Origin of the sequence: Wolbachia endosymbiont of Drosophila incompta, assembly GCF_001758565.1 — a bacterium.
GTDB lineage: Bacteria > Pseudomonadota > Alphaproteobacteria > Rickettsiales > Anaplasmataceae > Wolbachia > Wolbachia pipientis.
In genome coordinates this window covers 1,013,553-1,032,319 of the sequence record NZ_CP011148.1, presented here as the reverse complement: position 1 = coordinate 1,032,319, position 18,767 = coordinate 1,013,553, and the positions used below count along the sequence as shown (strand labels likewise).

Below are 18,767 nucleotides of genomic sequence, written 5' to 3'. Positions count from 1 at the left end.
AAAGTGATCTTAAAAAAAGTTTTCGTTTAACGAATTTCTTCCTTTGCTTTTTCTAAATACTCCAATATTGCTTCATGTAGTGCAGTCCATGTTATCTGTTCTTCCAGGGAAGGTATAAATTCTTGTCTCCAAGCATTCTTAAACTCCTGAAACCACTGTTTTTCAAAACCCTGAAATTCTAAAGAAATATCTACTTTAAAGCTATCAATTAAACTGGAAACTTCTGCAGCTTTAGAGCTATCTAGTGATTTTAAAGATAACACTCCACTCTTTAAAATCTCTAACTCTTCCAATACATTAAGCTTAAATGGTTTATAGAGTGAAGACCATATGCGATATCTTAAATAAGAATCATAGTATAACTTAATTTTGTACATTAAAGTGGTAGATGCATCAGGAGAAATGTTATTCTCATATTGTGCAAGAGAAGATAATAAATTCTCATAATCTACTTTGCTTAAACATGGTTGTAGAGTCGATTTAATTTTTTCACTAAAGGTTAGATAACTAGAAGAAATGCCATGACTATATTCACTAAAGAATTCAGGAAATATATCTGCTTGTTCTAGTTTAAGAGGTAGATCTTTTCTAATTTCTCTTGGTAAATTATGTATTGAAAACTGATAAATAACCCATACAAAATTCTCATCAAACTCATCTGAGTAATCAGCATTATTATCAGGAAAAATTACATTACCTTTCTTATCATTCCAAGGTTCTATCTTATAGAAAAATCTGTTCAGCCTTTGTTTTAATTTCAAAATACCTTCATTTCTATCACCTGCTTTATACAATGTTTTGCCCATTTTGTGTTTAGCATCTTTAGGGTTTATTCTGTCACTTATGTGCAATCCAATTTCATTTTTCTCTAATAACTCCCAATCAAACAATTTGTGTGGATCTGGTTTACGCATTGTATAGCCAAGCTCTGGATCATACACTATAGTTCCTATTTCAGAATGACTAAATATCATATCCCTTTTAATTTTAAAACGCTCCATAAGGTATAAAATCAGCTCTTTAACAGATCTCATTTGCTCTTCCGGAAAAGGCTCAAGTCCTGTGTTTACAATTTCAATACCTACAGAATAGTTGTTAAGCTTCCGTAACTCTTCAAGCTTACTATCTACCTTAACTCTTGCATAACTAATACCAGCATGCCATGCTTCTTTCTCTAATGGAACCATTAAGGTGATGCTGCCATCCCTATCGACAATAAAATGAACTGACAATCCTCTAGCATTCAGCGTATCTTTTGTACCTTTTAGTGTTGATGTTTCAGTATGGTGAACTATAACCATTAACACTTTTTTACCTGCCCTATCACCATAATTTAAAGCTGAAGCTGGATCTAAAAATAACAAATCCTGATCTTTCAATAATGGTAATTTTTCTTGTAAATCTTGAAAATCATTCTCGATATTGCTTGAACTGGATACTTGCCCAGATATGAGAAATGCTGAGACAGTAATCAGTAAAACTAATAAATATTTGTTGACTTTAGATAGTTGGATTTTCATACCATCTTCATAAACACTTTGTAGATAATTTTTCATTATATAGTTAGAATAGGGTTGTTGAATAAATTTACAAGACAAAATCATACTAGTCTGGTAGTAGTAACATGTTCAGAGATGGAGCATTTAAAGTGCTAGGAATAGATTCTGGAGCGAACCAAAATGAAATCAATAAAGCATATCAAAATTTAATGAAATTAGTTCACCCAGATAAAGGAGGCTCGGAATATTTTGCACAAAAATTAAACGCAGCACGTGACAGGTTGCTGAAGAGGTAATTAATATTGCTTTAAAGTTTTTATTTGTGCGTAAAGGATAAGTTGCTACAATAAAAAAATAAGATAAAAGTAGCAATGGACATGTGTTCAGAAAGGTTTAAGTTATGCAGGAAGATAACAAAAAAGAAACAATAAAAGAAGAAAAAGGCATATTAGGATGGATAGAATATAGATTGCCTATATTTTCTTTTCTAAGACACACTGCTTCTTACCAAGTGCCAAAAAACTTAAATTATGCTTGGAACTTTGGCTCTTTGGCTGGTATAGCGCTGATTTTACAAATAATAACAGGGATATTTCTTGCTATGCACTACACTCCGCATGTTGATTATGCGTTTAATAGTGTAGAGCGCATAATGCGAGATGTGAATTACGGGTGGTTAATACGCTACACTCACGCTGTTGGAGCATCGCTCTTCTTTATGGTAGTCTATGTTCATATAATGCGTGGATTATATTACGGATCTTATAAAAGACCGAGAGAGATGGTATGGTTTATTGGAATATTTATATTTTTTGCAATGATGGCAACTGCCTTTATGGGATATGTATTGCCTTGGGGACAAATGAGTTTCTGGGGTGCAACAGTTATAACCAACTTATTTTCTGCTATACCTTTAATTGGCAATAAAATAGTTATATGGTTATGGGGTGGTTTTTCAGTGGATAACCCAACACTTAACCGTTTTTTCGCTCTGCATTATCTTCTGCCTTTTGTTATTATTGCTTTAGCTATGCTTCATGTGATAGCTCTGCATAGGTTTGGCTCTGGTAACCCAAGTGGAGTGGAGGTAAAATCAGATAAGGATACCATCCCTCTCTATCCTTATTATATAGTCAAGGATTGCATAACTTTTGGTCTGTTTTTTGTAGTTTTGTTCGCATTTGTTTTCTATGCTCCCAATTATCTTGGGCATCCAGACAATTATATAGAAGCTGATTCTATGGTCACTCCGGTACATATAGTGCCAGAGTGGTATTTTTTACCTTTTTATGCAATGCTACGTTCAATTCCAGATAAACTTACTGGTGTGCTTACCATGTTTGCGTCTATTTTAGTGTGGTTTTTGTTACCTTGGCTTGATAAATCAAAAGTTAAAAGTGGTGCTTATCGCCCGGTGTTTAAGAAATTTTTTTGGGTTTTTGCAATAAATTTTGTACTTCTTGCCTGGCTTGGAGGACAAGAGGTAAAAGAGCCTTACATCACTATGAGTAGGCTATCTACTCTTTATTACTTTGCATACTTTGTGATAGTTTTACCACTGCTTAGTAAGTATGAAAAGCCAAAAGAACCACCAAAAACCTTAAGTGATTCTGTGCCGGAGATGAGGTGATGTCAATTCAAAGCAGATCTCTTACAAAATTCTCTTTCATCCCAGAGCCCTCTTTTGTCATCCCAGTGCTTGACACTGGGATCCAGAAAAAAAATAAATGGATTCCAGCATCATGTACACAATTGTATGAACGTTGTATACAACACACAGTGTCATTCCACTATCTTCCGTTGTCATCCCAGTGCTTGACACTGGGATCCAGGTATAAAAATACTTACAAATCATGCAATGGACAACAGATTCTAGGAGTGCATGATAACCATAATGTCAGTGATGAAATAAGCTGGATTCCAGTGTCAGCTACTTGCATGACATCAATTCGAAATTTACTAAAACAGTGGTTATGCATGGGATCTAATGTATTTGCAATCTTCTGCATGTTATTTCTATCTAGTCTTATATCTGCAGAAGAATTTAAATCATCACCAAATAAGAAAATAGACTGGAAATTTGATGGAATTGTCGGATCTTTCGATAGAGAGTCAATTCAGCGTGGCTATAAAGTGTATAAAGAAGTCTGTGCTGCTTGTCATTCAATGAATAGGGTAGCATTTCGTAATTTGCAAGATGTCGGTTTTTCTGAAGAAGATGTAAAACAAATAGCAGCTTCTTATCAAGTTAAAGATGGTCCGAATGATTTGGGTGAAATGTTTGACAGACCTGGAGTACCTTCGGATTATTTTATTGCGCCTTTTGATACAAAAGAAGCAGCTGCAGCAAGCAACAATGGTGCAGTCCCACCAGACTTATCATTAATTATTAAAGCAAGGCATGATGGTGCAAATTATGTCTATTCATTGTTAACAGGCTATCAAAACGGCGAACACGATGAAAATGATTTATATTTTAATTCGTATTTTCCAACAGGCAGATTAGCTATGGCGCCACCACTTTCTGAAGGAATGGTGGAATATGATGGTGCAAGGCAAGCCACAGTTGAAAATATGGCGTATGATGTGATAAATTTTTTACAATGGGCAGCAGAGCCAGAATTAGAGCGCCGGCATAAACTTGGATTAAAAGTAGTGGCGTATTTTATAATTTTAACAGTGTTTTTTGTATTAACTAACAACAAAGTTTGGAGCAAGCTCTATAAAAAGAAGTGATAGTCAATTTTGCCTCAAGCACAATGGTTGTCATCCAAGTAGCTAACACTGGTTCCTTTATGACGGTGTCATCCGAGTAGCTGACACTGGGATGGCTTTGTCGCATCGTACCTTATACGGTAATAATTTACGATAAATTCATGTAGCCATTTCGAATTTAGCCATACCAATGTCAGTAAATTTATTAAGCAAACAGCACTTAATGAGCAGTTCTTTTTCACGATTTAGAGGTTGTCCGGAAACTAGTNNNTGTCATAAGGATAGATAATGATAAGGAGGTTGAATGCCAGCAGCATATAGTTATGATTTAAGAAAAAAAGCAATGGAGGCGCTAGACGAAGGAGAAAGCAGAGAAGCAGTGGCAGCAAGATTTAAGATTGGACGAACTACTTTATGGGAGTGGCAGCACTGTAGGCTTGACCATAAATTATGTTAAGATAGAAAATGACTATTTTAGATAGAGCTTGATGTAATGCAGTGCGATACAAAATAACGGTAGAATATAATGGTAGTAATTTCTCTGGTTGGCAAAAACAGCAACACTCTGCTAACTCAATCCAGGAGAAGATAGAAAATGCTATATTTAATTTTAGTGGTGAGAAAGTTACTTTGTACTGTGGTGGCAGGACTGATGCAGGAGTTCATGCTTTAGGACAAGTTGCTCATTTTGATATGGAAAAGGAATTTGAGCTTTATAGAATAAGGAATGCAATAAACTATCATTTAAAATCAATTCCTATAGTCGTGCTTAATGCAGAAGTTGTAGATGATGCTTTTCACGCACGGTTTTCAGCAAAAAAAAGATATTACGAATATAGAATAGTTAATCGCTATGCTCCTGCCGCTCTGGAGACGGGTTATGTATGGCAAGTGTTTAGCCCACTTGATGTAAATATTATGCGTGAAGCTGCTAAACATCTACTTGGAAAACATGACCTTTCAAGTTTCCGTTCAAAAGATTGTCAAGCCGCAAATCCGATAAGAACAATTGATGATATCGATATAATACAAAATGGGAATCATATACACATCAAAATATCTGCTATTTCCTTTTTACATAACCAAGTGAGGATTATTGTGGGTACTTTAGTTGAATTTGGAAAAAATAGAACCAATCCGCAAGAAATGCTAAATATATTAAACCAATGCAAAAGAAGTGCCGCTGGAGTTACTGCACCACCTTTTGGCTTATATTTGGTAAAGATAGATTACTAATTTAATAAAAGCTAGTGAAATAAGTGCCATACCGCCACGGTATCTCCAGATTCCGCTAACAAGCAGCGAGATGACGAGTTTAAGTTCTCATTGGCATTACTACATATAATGCACTTGAATCGTCTTCATCAGTGATAATTGTAGCACTATTACCATCGGCTAAGCTAAACTTACATTTATTTTTTATGCAGGATAGAACATCAAGTAAATAACGCGAGTTGAACCCTATTTCTATAGGGGCTTCATTGTAGTCCACTTCTATGGATTCAGTTGCATCACTGCACTCTTGGGAGTTTGAATGCAGAGTTAGCAGCTTTTCTTGTAGTGAGAATTTAATAGATTTTACTTTATCAGATACAACAACGGAAACTCGATCTATAACGTCTGAAAGTTTTTTACTTTCAATAATCATATGCTTATCTTGAGATGCTGGAATAACTGCTTTATAATTTGGAAAAGTTCCATCTATTAATTTTGATATTAGAATATATTCACCGCATGTAAACTTGATTTTTCTGTCTGAGAGTTTTACTTTAATTTCATTACAATCGTCCAATATTTTTAACAGCTCCATGACAGTTTTACGTGGAATGATCACACCAAATTCGCCATTGATGTTCCCAGGCTTTGGCCTCTTTATACATGATAAACGATGGCCATCAGTTGCAACGCAGTACAGAAATTGCTCATCTGTATGTAGATATATTCCATTTAAATTATACCTTGTATCATCTAGTGATACAGCAAATTTTGTTTTAGTTAATAAGTCTATCAGGTCTGTATTTAGTAGAGTAAAATCATGTTTATAATTGTCTTCTTCAAGAGCAGGAAAGCTGCTTGAAACTACATTCGGTAAAGAAAAGTTTGCATTTCCGCAAGACATCAATAATTTTCCTTGGTTGTTTACTTCAAAATTGACATCCAAATCAGCGGGTAACTTCTTCACTATGTCATGTAAAGTATGCGCTGAAATTTTTACTTCTCCTTCTGTTAATACGGTTGCAGCAAGTGAGGCAAACATTGAAATGTCAAGATCAGTTGCCATTAATTTTATGCTGCCGTGTTGTGCTTTGATATTTATACACGCCAAAACATCTATTGCATTACGCCTTTCAACCACTCCACTTACTCTGGATAATGTATTTAAAAGACTTGTGCGGCTCACGCTAAAACGCATCTGCTCGCACACAGAATTTTGCTTTTTGATTTCTGTATCTACACCTGCAACCTCTGACATTGCTAACTCTCAAAAATATATTTTAAATGATATCCACATCCCATATAAAGTAAAGTGCTATTTATATTTCCATTGAAAGAGTAGTCTAGTTTATACTATAGCTGGGTATTCTGTTACAATAATTTACTTTGTATGGCATAAATCATGCATTTTTTGATACGCTTTTTGAAAACCAAGTAGGGAATAAGTATCATCAATGGTCACTGTTTTTGTTTTTCCATTAACTACCATTGATAATCCCTGCTTCATTTTTAGAATGAGATCTTGATCTATTTTTGTATGCTCTGCCCACGCAAAACTTCCCTGTATTATGGGCAGTGTATATTTAATTTTTTTGTCGATATTGAGAGCTACAGGCTCCTTATCATACTGAAAACCAGAGGTAACGCTTACCTCATCTGCTTTTTTATCAACATAACTAACCATTACATACGGCTTGCGATTGGTTGTATAATATTCGCTTTTTTTTTTAGGATAGGATACAATATAACATACTTTCTCTCCATCTTCCAATGCAGTATACACGAGCCAATCTTTATATTTTTCCTTCAATTGTACATCACTAACCGATGCAAAAGCGCCTATCGAAAAAAATATTAGAAATATAAAAAAACTACGCATGCAAACCAAATTTCAAACTTTCAGATTGTATATATTGTTTTACCTTAGCCATCGCCTGCTCAGCCAACTGCCTTATTCTTTCTCTTGAAACACAATATTTTTTACTAAGTTCATCCAGAGTTTGAATGTTTTCAGACAAATATCTACTGATAAAAATGTCTCTTGCCCTTTCGTTGAGACTCGCTAGTGCATTGTTTAAAATTGTTTCTTTTAATTCTTTTTCTTCATGATTCTGATAGGTTACTTCTTGACTGACCAAGTTACATGGGATCATATCTTGCAACTCCCTTTTAGAGTCATCACCTATTTTTATGCAATCGTTTAGCGACTGATCCTTACAAGCCATACGGTAATTCATCTGCAGAACGTCTCCTTCGGATACAGAAAGCTCATTAGATATTGCTTTTATTTCTTCATTATTTAAAGTTTCCCTGTTTGTATACTGTAAAATTCTTTTTTTTATTTTACGTAAACTAAAAAACAATCTTCTTTGTGCTTGCGTTGTGCCTATTTTCACAAACGACCAAGATTTCAATATAAAGTCTTTTATTGAAGCTTCAATCCACCACACTGCATAAGTTGAAAAACGAAACCCTAAATCAGGATTAAACTTTTTCACTGCGTGCATTAAACCCATATTTCCTTCCATAACCAGGTCCATCAACAATAGCCCATAATTTTTGAATTTCATTGCAATTTTCACTACCAAATTCAAATGGCTGGTAATCAATTTATGAGCAGAAGAAACATCCTTATATTGGTTCCAATTTTTTGCTAATCGTACCTCTTCCTCTTGAGACAGCATAGGAAATTTTTGCACCCTAGCAATATATTGCATGAGATTGGTTCTGCTATCGACACATAAGTTTGCCATTGAGGTCAACATAACAACTTAAATCAAAACTTCATGCATATAATATATTGATTTTCCAGCAAAAATTCAAGCTTTGATTTGAAAAAAGTACAAATTTTCCATCTAATTTCTTGGAGACAGTAGGCCGCAGTGTTAGCTAATTGGATAACATTATGTAACCTTAGATGATATTCTACCAGTACAATGGTAAACGTTATAGCTTAAACACATAGCAAATAGTGTTATTCCAGTGCCTTGACACTGGAATCCACATTTCTTTTTTCTAGATCCCAGTGTCATGCCACTTAGATGGCAAGAAAAAACTCACTGGGATAACAAGACTGAGATAGACTAGAAATTAAACGCTACTCCAGCTTCTGCACCAACAGTGCTGTAAAGAACTTTGTATGCGCCTGCATCAGTAACCTGTCTGGTTGAATCTTTAGGATCTGTTTTTTTTCCATCAAAATTAGCACCATAAGAACCGAAATAACGAGCTCCAGCATAAAGTTTGACTTCTGGAGTTACATCATAACTAACACCAGCTTTTACTTGACCAGCAAAACCAAATTTACTTTTTTGATCATTCACAGCGGGTTCCAAAGGAGTGCTAATATACGCTGCACCAACACCAACACCAATGTATGGAGTGATAGGCATATCTTCAATTGCTATATCGTAATACACGTTCACTAATCCTGAAATTGCTGTTACACTGTCTGCAATAGTATTTGCTGGGTCAAATGTTACATCTTTAACATCATTTTTGTTTAGGTATGAATAAACTCCTTCAACATCAACCCTGATGTCGTCCATTTTGTAACCAAATGCACCACCACCAGCTATAAAAGATGGTTTTAATGGACTGTAATCACTCTTGTCTTTCTTATAGGTAATACCATCAACTTTTGTGAAAAGAGGTAAAAATTCACCGTTGTATTGCAAACGAACGTAGTAGCTAGTTTCTTCATCACTTATTGGACCAACAGGATCTGAAAAAGCAGAGCTTGATAAACTTAGCAACGTTGCTAAAGCGGCTGCTGAAAAAAACTTTTTATAATGCATAATTGTCCTCGTAAAAAAATTAAAATTCCACTTTAGCAGTCTAAGTAACAACTAAAGTTAAGTCAAGTGCTAACTTAATAACACAAAATATTCTACATTTTAACTAATTTTTAGGAGAAGACAAAGATTTTATTAATGAATAAATACGACTTTTGATTTTTTGGTATAGCTAACACAGGTAAGATTTACTATCGAAAGACCTCGTCATTCCGCTGCTTGTTAGCGGATGAGAAATCCACAACTGTACGAACATTGCAATTTGGGCCTACCAGGAGGGCAATGCCTCTTATCCAAGTACCATCTTCTTGTCATCCCAGTCTGGGATCCAGGAATTTTATTAAGTTGGTAAGCATAAAAGTAGCCGTTTTATGTTAAAACACAATGTTCTTGATGAGATTACGGCAAGGCTGGATTCCAGACTGGAATGACATCGTTTACTATGTGCCATATTGCAATGTTTGTACAGTTGTGGAATGAATCACGGTATGACGTAGGGCTATGCTAGTATAGGTACATTATATGAAGAAGTACTAGCGTTGGGAATATTAGAAAAAAAATACTTACACTAAAAGAAACTTCAGTAGTAAATTCAAAAAGGAAGTTTAAACCCAGATGGTAAACCCATCATACCTGCAAGATCAGAAGTTGCATTCGCCATATCTTCTTCTGCTTTTTTAACGGCATCATTAAACGCTGCTGTTACTAAATCCTCTACTATATCTTTTTCCTCATTTCTCATAAGTTCTAAGTCTATGTTCACCTTTTTAGCTTTATAGCTACCTATTTTTATGACTTCCACTAATACAGAAACTTTGCCACCACCAGAAATACCTTGAAACTCTTTTCCAACATATTTTTCTTGAGCTTCTGCAAGCTTTTTTTGCATCTCTTGCGCTTGTTTCATTATTTGACTAAAATCCACAACTTACTCCTTATTTTCTATATTAACTACTTTTGCACCTTTAAACGTGTCAAGGATATCCTTAACTGCAGGTGCATAATTTAAATTACTCACTTCCCTGTTTATATAACCTGTATCAACTGCAACAACCCACTCTTGCTGAGTCACCTGGTTTAAGTAATTTTTTAAATCATTGCAAAAATTACTATCCAACTTAGATACAGCTTTTAATTTTAAATATCCAGGTTTACAATCTATTAATTGTAGATTATTACACAGTTGTTTGTAAAGATAAATTTGGTTACTTCGCCTTAATAGTTGCAAAATCTTATCAAAATCGTAATTTTGTTGTTTATTTTCCACATGGATCCCAGTGTCACGCACTGGGATGACAGAGTGGGGTTGTTGTTTACTTTCCACATATTTTTTTGGATCCGAGTAGTCAGCTACTTGGATGACAGAGGGGGAAGGTGCAACAGGTCTGCCCTGTCTATTTCCTTGCTCTACATTCTGCGAAAGAACTTTTTTGATCACCTGTTCCGGAGAAGGCAGATCAGAAAGATAACAGAGGCTAATTAACATCATTTCAGCAGCAACATCGTTGCATGTTGAAGTTTTTATATCTTGAATACCTTTAAGCAACATCTTCCACAATCTCGAAAAAAATATTAAAGATCTCTTTATACTTAAATCTTTTATCCTATTCTTTTCATGCTCTGTAACTGCATTATCAATCTCTTTTGTAATCAAAAAACGGCATACTAACTGAATTGTTTGCAATAGACCTTCAAAAATACTAAGTGGGTTTGCTGTTTTTACCGCCTTGTCAAACACTGATAGAGCTTTCTGTAAATCACCTTCTAATATTGCCCCTAATAGATCGAATATAATATCTTTATCCACTAGGCCAAGTATGTCTGTCACATTTTTAGTGGATATTGCACCATCTTTGCTATATAGCACTGCTTGATTCATCAAAAACAAGGCGTTACGCATTGAATTTCCAGAGTGTCGTGCAATTAATTCTAATGCTCCCTTTTCAATGGAATAACTCTCTTTTTGTGCAACATCATTTAAACGTTCCACTATTTTAGCTACAGGAATGTTGTGTAAATCAAATCTTTGACAACGTGCAATAATAGTTATTGGTATCTTTTTTATTTCCGTAGTTGCTAAAATGAACTTTACACTAGATGGTGGCTCTTCTAGGGTTTTAAGTAATGCGTTAAATGCACTGCTAGATAGCATGTGTACTTCATCTATAATGTAGACTTTGAATTTAGAGCTTATAGGTGAATAGCAAATATCTCCCAGGATTACTTTAATATCGTCAATGCTAGTGTGACTTGCTGCATCGATTTCAATTACATCTGGATGGCTTGAATTTTTTATTGCTAGACAATTTTCACATGATCCGCAAGGTTCAAAAATTGGCCCCAGGGAACAATTCAAACATAAAGCTATTATCCTTGCAGTGGTGGTTTTACCAACTCCACTACTACCAGAGAGCAGTATAGATTGTGGGATTTTGTTTAAAATAAAAGCATTTTCTAATACACGCACTAATATATCTTGACCTACTAGATCTTTGAAGCTACTAGGACGATGTTTTAATGCTATATTCATAGCCTCGGATAAAACAAATAATGAAATAGGTATGCAACCCAAAAAGGTTCTGATATGGCTGCTTCATTTCTGATCTGACCAAATTACAGAGTTTTTGCCTGCATACCTTATAAAATATTATACTTTTTTTTTTATTTAGCAAGGTATATCCTATATTAGCTCTATAATTTGATATGTTAAATTTTTTACAGTGCTATTTTGAAGTAAACAAAAAGTTAGTTGTCATGCAAGTCACTACAAGATTGTCACTCCAATGTTTATTTATGTCATTTCAGCGCTTATTTATGTCATCCCAGTGCCTAGGCATACAGCTGTATGAATGTTGTGATATAAGAGCAATTTTTACCGAAAAGGATGTCATCCCAGTGCTTGACTACTTGGATCCAGAAAACTTAACTGTAAATGAGCGCACTAGGCAATTGTATAACAAGAACTGGATTCCAGTGTCAGCTACTTGCATGACACTACCTGCTACGCAAACTTCTGTGGACTACAAAGAAAGTTCGTACAGTTGTAGGTCAAGCCATAGAGTAACAAAAAAAGGATATTGGTATAACAAAAGAGGAACATTATGATTTTATATCATTTTCCTCTTTGTCCATTTTCACGAAAAGTTAGAGCTTTTCTAAAAGAAAAAAAATTAGGCTGTGATCTAGTGTATGAAAATCCGTGGGAAAAGCGGAATGAATTTATGGAGATCAATCCAACCGGGCAAGTACCAGTGTTAATAGATAATAACTTTGTAATAGCGGATAGTAATGCCATTTGTGAATATATAGAAGAGACTTACAATAGCGACGTCAAATTACTTGGTTCATCCACTATTATTAAGTCTAAAATACGCGCTCTAATCAATTGGTTCGATAACAAATTTTACAATGAAGTTACTAAGTATATTATGAATGAAAAAGTAATTACTAACCGCAGCCCTGACTCTAGATTTCTTCATGCAGCTCAGCATAACCTGCCTTGCCATATGGAATACACCGAACACTTAATTAACAAGAACGTTTGGCTTGCAACTGATAAGTTCACTTTAGCTGATATTACTTTAGCATCGCATATTTCCGTAATGGATTATGTAAGTAGTTTTCCATGGGAAAAAAGTAAAATTTTAAAAGAATGGTACTCCATTGTTAAATCAAAGCCTTGTTTTCGTGAGATATTATTAGAGAGGATTTCTGGTTTAATCCCTCCTAAACATTATGCTGACCTTGATTTTTAACTTATGTTAGCTTTAAAGCTACAGTCATTCCTTCATCAGTTGGAATCAATATAGAGAAATATTTTTTTTCATCTGATAATCTATTATTAAACTCCCTCATGGCATGCCATGATTTTTCTGATACTTCTTTTGGAGGCGATTCTAAAAATACTGTGTTAAACAGTAGAGTGTTATCTGCAACGATTAGCCCATCTTGTTTAATGTATGACTCTGCCCAATCTAAATACTTAGGATAACTACTTTTGTCAGCATCAATAAATATCATGTCAAATGGTGCTTTTGCTGATAATTCATTAATTTTTTCCAGTGCATCGCCTTCTATTAGAGTAATTTAATCACTTAGATTAAAAGCACTAAAATTTTTTTTTGCTATTCTTGAGTGTTGAGGATTATTTTCTATTGTATATATATGACCGTCTTTTAGTAGAGCTTTTGCCATGCAAATCGACGAGTAACCGTATAACGTGCCAATCTCAACAATACTTTTGATTTTTTGGATTTTTATAAATAAACTTAATAGCTTTCCTTCTTCAGGGCCAATTTGAATATGTTGCTTTTTTTCAAGAATACAATATTCTTCTATTTTTTTATATTCTTTTGCAAATAGATTTCTTATGTATGACAATTTTATACTAAAATTATTACGCATATATTATAAATTAGGGAGACTTAATTCATACACAATTTATAAATATAATAATATAGTTTAAAATAATAAAAACATTTATTTTAAGTTATTATTTCATAGTATAAAATTTTAAGTGACAAAAATTATTATATATCGTACTATAGTTAACTAGTATAATAAACAGTCGATTATTATGCTAGAATTAAGGGGATTGTTTATGCGCATTTCTCTTTTTAAAATATAATTTTTATAATCAATTAGAGGGGGTTATATGTCTTATACTATTGCTGGTGAAGTTGAAACGTTAAACAAAAAATCTAACAAGAATGAAGGGGTTATGTTACTACATAATCCAGCTTATCGTGAAAAGTATAAAGAACGTTTTGATGAAGCTCAGAGAAAAGTTATGGATATGGTTCAGTTTTATGATGGGACAATAGTATTAATAGAGAATAAAATCGCTATGTATTACTACACTTGGCACAGTAAAAAAAGAGAGTTTGAGCGTAAAAAACAACAAACAGTAGTGAAAAACAATGACTCAGCATAGAGTCTTTTATATGGTAAGCTACAGTGGTATTACTTCACTATAGCTTTTCCATATAATTTATCTATCACATTAGTGAAATATTTCAGCTCTTTATACCCTCCATGTTTAACTTTATTATGCTCTATATATGATTTATCATCGTTAAGCTTGATGAAAAATATTGGAGTGGCTGTGATACCAAGTTTATTAATTGCCAGTGATTTATCATTTACGATTTTATCCATTATTTTCTTATCATTAATGCATTGGTTAAATGCATCTTGCTTTAAGTTGCTTAGTGCAGCAATTCTTTGTAGTAAAGTCAAATCACTTAAATTGTAGTAATTCCACGAATCTATTGAGTTAAAAACAGCTTTGTTAAAATTAAAGTAGTCTTCTTGTTTTTCGTAGCAATGACTTAGCATTGCAGCCTTTAGCCCTCTGTAATCCAAAGGAAAATGACGAAATATATATAACATCTTACCTGTGTCTATATATTTCTCTTTAATTTTAGGAAAAACATTCCTATGAAAAAGAGAGCAGTGATAACAAGTTAATGAAGCATATTCTATCATTAGAATTGGTGCTTTTGGATCTCCTAATAATTTATCATTAGGTAATGGCGATAATAGCTCATTTGATGTTATTTCATTGGGTTTTTTTTGAATGTATTGGTTATCGGATAAATCTTGCTTAACAACTGCATAAGAATTAACACTTATGAAAATTAATAAAAACAATAGTCTAAAAATCATTACAATATAAACACTTAACTTACTAAAAAAAATTATACATTTATATTAATAATGTCAAGATAACTTTTGTTTAGCAAGGCTTTCAGCCCTATCTTTAAATGCAGCAATTATTTTACTTTGTGTATACTTATATACTGAGTTTAATAAAGTGGAAAATGAGTTGGACTTAAACTTAAACTCTATATAAAACTTTACCATAGTTTTATTTTCATCTATGGGAATGAATTGCCATTCATTGTATAGATGTTTAAATATTCCATTTGATGATACAGCTTTTATCCAACCTTCATTTGTTCCACTTGGAGAAAGAGAAGTAACTTCTGATGTATATCTACCTTTAATTCCATGAAAAGCTGCGAGGAGATCCACAACCATTTGGTTGTTAATTTTTTCTTTTATATAAACGGCTTTGCACCAAGGAACAAAATCAGGATACCTTTCAACATCAATTACAATTTGGAATACTTCATTAGGCAAACATAGGAAAACACCCTGTTCTTTGTATTGATGAAGCATAAATGTTAAACCAATCAAAATAGGATCCGTATCTACCGTCAGCCTTAGTAGATTCCTGAGACTAAAGTTAAGGTGGGCATCGCGTATCAATTTCAACGAAATTAACAGAGGCAATTCCCTTGACTAGAAATTATCTCTCGGGAAATTTAACTTAACTCATAACGCATAGAACAGACCCTTAATTAATTGTAGATGATTTATACAAGGTGTGTCTATAGATATATTAAAGCTAGCGATTATTATTTAATCTTTATTAAACTTTGCATTCTAAGTATCATAGCTAATAAATATATCTTATGAACATTACTAAAGTTTTAACTATCATTGTTTTTATTGTAATTTCTTCAAGTGCTTACACTAATTGTACAGATCACAAAATTTTTGTGCATACTATGAAGCAACAAGTGGATGGTATATCTACAAAGGAGAATAAAAAAAACCGGGAATGTGTGCAAAAAAAGCTTCAGGAGGTCATTCAAAACAATGTTAACCTCAAAGGAATATCGCAATTCGTCATAGGAAAACATTGGGCTTTAGTTAAACAAAAAGAAAAAGAAGATTTTTTAAGAGAGTATGAAGTGTATCTTACGCGTTTGTGCGTTAAAATTTTATATAAATACATGCATGATAGTGAAATGATCATAATGAGTACAAAAGCAGTTGACGATGAAACTTGCTTAATTGGTACAAGATTTTCTTACGGTGATGAAGAATTTACAAATATTGATTTTAAAGTTACTAAAAATAACAGTTCTTTCTTGATAAGTGATGTTGTAATGAGTGGAATAAGTATTGCTATTAATCAACGTTATCAATTTAGTGAAAAAATCGACACGCATGGCATAGCAAGCGTTATAGCTGAATTAAAATGCAATAACAATCCATGATATATATGCCTCATTGGCCTAAGCCACTTGGTAGCAGGCCGAATGATTTTTCTCTTGATCGCATAAAAGGCTTTCTTAGCAAACTAGATAACCCCGAGAAAAAAGTGCCTCCCGTAATTCATATAGCTGGAACTAATGGGAAAGGCTCAACACTAGCATTTATAAGATATATAATGCAAGCAGCAGGGTATAACGTCACAAGCATACACTTCTCCACATTTAGTGAGTTTTAATGAGAGGATAGTGATAGCCGGCAGCTATATCGACGATAATGAATTATATAGCTTATTAGAAGAATGTCGTGCAGTAATTGCAGAACAACCTATCACTCTGTTTGAAGCTGCAACTATTGCAGCTTTTTTAGCTTTTTCTCGTCATAAAGCCGATATAACTTTAGTTGAAGTGGGTATGGGTGGAAGGCTTGATGCAACAAATGTTATAGATAATCCGATTTTAACAATAATTACTTCCATTGCACTTGATCATACGGAATATCTTGGCCCTACTGTAGAAATTATAGCAGGTGAAAAGGCTGGAATAATGAAACCTAATGTTCCTTGCGTAATAGCACCGCAAGAAAAATCTATAGTGAACACGCTAGAACACCACGCAATAAATAAGAAATCTCCCTTGTATAGAGGAGGTCTTGAATGGAATTGCAAAAAAAAGAACAACAAAATGGTTTTTCAATCAGCTATTCAATCAATAGAATTTCCTTTGCCATCTTTAAAGGGTGATCATCAGGTGATTAATGCAGGCAATGCTATTGCAGCATGTAGTATTTTAAGTGGAAAGTATGAATTTGATATTGGAGAAGAGGATATCACTTCAGGTTTACAGTGCACTTATTGGCCTGCACGGCTAGAGTCTATAAAAGAAGGTAATTTAATTTTCCTACTACCGAAAGATTGGCAATTATTTTTAGATGGTGCACACAATAATGATGGTGCTAGAGTACTATCTCAGTGGGTAAAAGATAATTTTGCTGAAGGTATTTATATGGTTTTTGGTGTTACTAGTAACAGAAATGTGGAAGAGTTCTTAGAGCACTTAAAGCCATATATCAAGCTACTATGTGCGGTTTGTGTTAAGTCTGAACCTAAAGCAACAAATACAAATTTGATTAGGGAAAAAGCCAATAACATAGGAATAAAAGCAGTTGAATGTGAATCAATTGGCGATGCAATATCAAATCACATATTAAAAGCCTCTACCCAAAACGTCAAAACCATACTAATCTGTGGCTCATTGTTCCTAGCTAGAGACTTCGCTATGGAGAATAGCTAACTTTGATGATATTAACTGATCGATGGGGAAATAACTTTGATTGCTCATAGTACTGCTTGGCTTTTCGTTATCGACTTCTATAAACTGATCATCACCTTTAAATTGCTCCTCAATTGAATTTATAGCTGTCTTTTTGAGAATATAATTACTTGCAGCATTTAAAATAGGTGAAGTAACAATTAAAAGCGTGAATGGTAATGAAAGTAATAAGCCGGATAACATCATAGAGTTAGTTATACCAAAGCCGTTGGCAACTAAATCTAATCCCATACCGAAAAACATTAAAGATGTACAGATTGTGTTGCTCAAAATAACTGAATTTTTTAGCCACTTTAATTTAGTCCTATCACTCTTTGAAAAATTTTCGCATTCTTGGTCAAAGTTAAACAATAATAAAATATTAGTCTGATGATTAAACTCTTTCCCATTTCTAGTATAAATGCTCTTAACAGCTAGATTTAAAATAGATCCTGCTAACAAGGGAGCAAGAAAATCTACTGCTATTGGTACATTAGAAGAAATACCATTAATTATTAAAAATGCAATTGATGTGAAGGATACTAAAAGAACTCCTAAGAGATTTGAATAAGAAGAATATTTTACATAAGCAGTTACATTATTGTTAATTGACTGCTGCTTATTATAGAGTTTATTTCTGCACTTATCATCTAAGTATTTTTGCAATTCTTCATAACTGCGACTCCACAACTTACCGCGTAATTCTTTTATTAAATTATTTCTTTTATTGAGACCTTTCTCCAATGGCTCTATTATAAATTCTTCAAAAAATGGCTTATTTAATTCAATAACCTTAAATTTCTCCTCCGCTTCTTTATTGTTTGGGTTTTTATCTGAGTGATATTTTAACGATAATTTACGGTATTGTTGACTAAGCTTTTTCTTAATATTCTTAATGTCAGAATTTACCACATCCTCCTTTTGAATATTAAATGTTAAAAACAACTGCTTTAAAGCGTGGTACTCATTTTCATTCAAAACATTTCTAGCCACATTACACCTACAAATTAACTAACTATTAATGTTCTATAATATACATATTTCCAAACTATGTCAATTATTTCATAAATATCTTTGGTAAAAATTATTTCTGTTATGACTAGCATGATAAGTGTATGAAGCGACTAAAATTGTCATTACAGCGCTTAGTGTACGACAGTGCTCCAACA

17 protein-coding genes, 2 other RNA genes and 4 pseudogenes are annotated in these 18,767 nt (G+C 33.5%); 10 read left to right on the top strand and 13 right to left on the bottom strand.

Going from position 1 to position 18,767, the window contains the following annotated elements; genetic code table 11:
* Positions 1–26: 26 nt before the first annotated feature.
* Positions 27–1,556 (bottom strand): N-acetylmuramoyl-L-alanine amidase, encoded by a 1,530-nt coding sequence (locus WG67_RS04645; protein WP_223823148.1) that lies wholly within the window; start codon positions 1,554–1,556, stop codon positions 27–29.
* A 68-nt stretch (positions 1,557–1,624) separates the two neighbouring features.
* Here WG67_RS04645 and WG67_RS04640 point away from each other — a divergent pair, with 68 nt between their 5' ends.
* The 5 genes and pseudogenes from WG67_RS04640 (at position 1,625) to truA (ending at position 5,450) form a co-directional block, all read left to right on the top strand.
* Entirely contained in the window at positions 1,625–1,795 is a 171-nt protein-coding gene (locus WG67_RS04640; RefSeq protein WP_010082675.1) for a J domain-containing protein, read from the top strand.
* A gap of 104 nt (positions 1,796–1,899) precedes the next feature.
* Entirely contained in the window at positions 1,900–3,129 is a 1,230-nt protein-coding gene (locus WG67_RS04635; RefSeq protein WP_006280242.1) for a cytochrome b, read from the top strand.
* Positions 3,130–3,476: 347 nt separating this feature from the next.
* A complete protein-coding gene (locus tag WG67_RS04630) occupies positions 3,477–4,235 on the top strand; it encodes a cytochrome c1 (RefSeq protein ID WP_010963022.1) in 759 nt (252 codons plus the stop codon).
* A gap of 283 nt (positions 4,236–4,518) precedes the next feature.
* Positions 4,519–4,641, top strand: a pseudogene (locus WG67_RS04625) (IS630 transposase-related protein); the annotation flags it as partial.
* Positions 4,642–4,712: 71 nt separating this feature from the next.
* Positions 4,713–5,450, top strand: coding sequence for a tRNA pseudouridine(38-40) synthase TruA (truA, locus tag WG67_RS04620; protein WP_010963021.1), 738 nt, complete (start codon positions 4,713–4,715; stop codon positions 5,448–5,450).
* Between the two features lie 79 nt (positions 5,451–5,529).
* Here the strand turns inward: truA and dnaN are convergent, their stop codons facing one another.
* The 7 genes from dnaN to ffs form a co-directional block, all read right to left on the bottom strand.
* On the bottom strand, positions 5,530–6,687 hold the full coding sequence (gene dnaN / locus WG67_RS04615) for a DNA polymerase III subunit beta (RefSeq protein ID WP_038199350.1): 1,158 nt from the start codon (positions 6,685–6,687) through the stop codon (positions 5,530–5,532).
* 123 nt (positions 6,688–6,810) lie between these two features.
* Positions 6,811–7,308, bottom strand: coding sequence for an invasion associated locus B family protein (locus tag WG67_RS04610; protein ID WP_006279310.1), 498 nt, complete (start codon positions 7,306–7,308; stop codon positions 6,811–6,813).
* Entirely contained in the window at positions 7,301–8,194 is an 894-nt protein-coding gene (locus WG67_RS04605; protein WP_010963019.1) for an RNA polymerase factor sigma-32, read from the bottom strand. Before WG67_RS04605 ends, WG67_RS04610 begins: the two co-directional genes overlap by 8 nt.
* 318 nt (positions 8,195–8,512) lie before the next feature.
* On the bottom strand, positions 8,513–9,226 hold the full coding sequence (locus tag WG67_RS04600) for a P44/Msp2 family outer membrane protein (RefSeq protein WP_070356967.1): 714 nt from the start codon (positions 9,224–9,226) through the stop codon (positions 8,513–8,515).
* Between the two features lie 589 nt (positions 9,227–9,815).
* Entirely contained in the window at positions 9,816–10,148 is a 333-nt protein-coding gene (locus WG67_RS04595; RefSeq protein ID WP_010963017.1) for a YbaB/EbfC family nucleoid-associated protein, read from the bottom strand.
* Between the two features lie 3 nt (positions 10,149–10,151).
* On the bottom strand, positions 10,152–11,753 hold the full coding sequence (dnaX, locus tag WG67_RS04590) for a DNA polymerase III subunit gamma/tau (RefSeq protein WP_010963016.1): 1,602 nt from the start codon (positions 11,751–11,753) through the stop codon (positions 10,152–10,154).
* 15 nt (positions 11,754–11,768) lie between these two features.
* An RNA gene (gene ffs, locus WG67_RS04585) (signal recognition particle sRNA small type) lies at positions 11,769–11,868 on the bottom strand.
* Between the two features lie 232 nt (positions 11,869–12,100).
* Between ffs and WG67_RS07860 the strand changes: the two are divergent.
* A pseudogene (locus tag WG67_RS07860) lies at positions 12,101–12,217 on the top strand (WPE palindromic element domain-containing protein); the annotation flags it as partial.
* Positions 12,218–12,324: 107 nt separating this feature from the next.
* Entirely contained in the window at positions 12,325–12,978 is a 654-nt protein-coding gene (locus WG67_RS04575; RefSeq protein ID WP_010081992.1) for a glutathione S-transferase family protein, read from the top strand.
* A gap of 1 nt (position 12,979) precedes the next feature.
* Here WG67_RS04575 and WG67_RS04570 read toward each other — a convergent pair.
* Positions 12,980–13,627: pseudogene (locus tag WG67_RS04570) on the bottom strand (O-methyltransferase).
* Positions 13,628–13,877: 250 nt separating this feature from the next.
* On the opposite strand from WG67_RS04570, the gene WG67_RS04565 reads away from it, so the two are divergent.
* Complete coding sequence (locus WG67_RS04565; protein ID WP_006279425.1) at positions 13,878–14,156, top strand: DUF2671 domain-containing protein; 279 nt, start codon at positions 13,878–13,880, stop codon at positions 14,154–14,156.
* A gap of 29 nt (positions 14,157–14,185) precedes the next feature.
* On the opposite strand, the gene WG67_RS04560 is transcribed toward WG67_RS04565, so the two are convergent.
* The 3 genes from WG67_RS04560 to ssrS all read right to left on the bottom strand — a co-directional run bounded on the left by WG67_RS04560 (position 14,186) and on the right by ssrS (position 15,586).
* Positions 14,186–14,890 (bottom strand): DsbA family protein, encoded by a 705-nt coding sequence (locus WG67_RS04560; protein ID WP_038199341.1) that lies wholly within the window; start codon positions 14,888–14,890, stop codon positions 14,186–14,188.
* Between the two features lie 54 nt (positions 14,891–14,944).
* Positions 14,945–15,406 (bottom strand): type II toxin-antitoxin system RatA family toxin, encoded by a 462-nt coding sequence (locus WG67_RS04555; protein WP_010963012.1) that lies wholly within the window; start codon positions 15,404–15,406, stop codon positions 14,945–14,947.
* Between the two features lie 19 nt (positions 15,407–15,425).
* Positions 15,426–15,586, bottom strand: a non-coding RNA gene (gene ssrS, locus WG67_RS04550) — 6S RNA.
* A 116-nt stretch (positions 15,587–15,702) separates the two neighbouring features.
* On the opposite strand from ssrS, the gene WG67_RS04545 reads away from it, so the two are divergent.
* Together WG67_RS04545 and WG67_RS04540 are read left to right on the top strand one after the other, a co-directional pair.
* Positions 15,703–16,293, top strand: coding sequence for an MlaC/ttg2D family ABC transporter substrate-binding protein (locus WG67_RS04545; RefSeq protein WP_010963011.1), 591 nt, complete (start codon positions 15,703–15,705; stop codon positions 16,291–16,293).
* A pseudogene (locus WG67_RS04540) lies at positions 16,290–17,580 on the top strand (bifunctional folylpolyglutamate synthase/dihydrofolate synthase). The gene WG67_RS04545 and the pseudogene WG67_RS04540 overlap by 4 nt, the downstream one beginning before the upstream one ends.
* Here WG67_RS04540 and WG67_RS04535 read toward each other — a convergent pair.
* Positions 17,548–18,510, bottom strand: a complete 963-nt coding sequence (locus WG67_RS04535) for a J domain-containing protein (protein ID WP_070357062.1) — start codon at positions 18,508–18,510, stop codon at positions 17,548–17,550. The pseudogene WG67_RS04540 and the gene WG67_RS04535 overlap by 33 nt on opposite strands.
* Positions 18,511–18,767: the final 257 nt, after the last annotated feature.

What these genes read in the sequence shown, in the direction of transcription:
- WG67_RS04555 (WP_010963012.1), bottom strand. Translation starts at nt 15,406, where the DNA reads ATGCTTCATCAATACAAAGAACAGGGTGTTTTCCTATGTTTGCCTAAT.
- dnaN (WP_038199350.1), bottom strand. Translation starts at nt 6,687, where the DNA reads ATGTCAGAGGTTGCAGGTGTAGATACAGAAATCAAAAAGCAAAATTCT.
- WG67_RS04635 (WP_006280242.1), top strand. Translation starts at nt 1,900, where the DNA reads ATGCAGGAAGATAACAAAAAAGAAACAATAAAAGAAGAAAAAGGCATA.
- WG67_RS04605 (WP_010963019.1), bottom strand. Translation starts at nt 8,194, where the DNA reads ATGTTGACCTCAATGGCAAACTTATGTGTCGATAGCAGAACCAATCTC.
- WG67_RS04630 (WP_010963022.1), top strand. Translation starts at nt 3,477, where the DNA reads ATGGGATCTAATGTATTTGCAATCTTCTGCATGTTATTTCTATCTAGT.
- WG67_RS04640 (WP_010082675.1), top strand. Translation starts at nt 1,625, where the DNA reads ATGTTCAGAGATGGAGCATTTAAAGTGCTAGGAATAGATTCTGGAGCG.
- WG67_RS04575 (WP_010081992.1), top strand. Translation starts at nt 12,325, where the DNA reads ATGATTTTATATCATTTTCCTCTTTGTCCATTTTCACGAAAAGTTAGA.
- WG67_RS04565 (WP_006279425.1), top strand. Translation starts at nt 13,878, where the DNA reads ATGTCTTATACTATTGCTGGTGAAGTTGAAACGTTAAACAAAAAATCT.
- WG67_RS04600 (WP_070356967.1), bottom strand. Translation starts at nt 9,226, where the DNA reads ATGCATTATAAAAAGTTTTTTTCAGCAGCCGCTTTAGCAACGTTGCTA.
- WG67_RS04560 (WP_038199341.1), bottom strand. Translation starts at nt 14,890, where the DNA reads ATGATTTTTAGACTATTGTTTTTATTAATTTTCATAAGTGTTAATTCT.
- WG67_RS04645 (WP_223823148.1), bottom strand. Translation starts at nt 1,556, where the DNA reads ATGAAAAATTATCTACAAAGTGTTTATGAAGATGGTATGAAAATCCAA.
- WG67_RS04610 (WP_006279310.1), bottom strand. Translation starts at nt 7,308, where the DNA reads ATGCGTAGTTTTTTTATATTTCTAATATTTTTTTCGATAGGCGCTTTT.
- dnaX (WP_010963016.1), bottom strand. Translation starts at nt 11,753, where the DNA reads ATGAATATAGCATTAAAACATCGTCCTAGTAGCTTCAAAGATCTAGTA.
- WG67_RS04545 (WP_010963011.1), top strand. Translation starts at nt 15,703, where the DNA reads ATGAACATTACTAAAGTTTTAACTATCATTGTTTTTATTGTAATTTCT.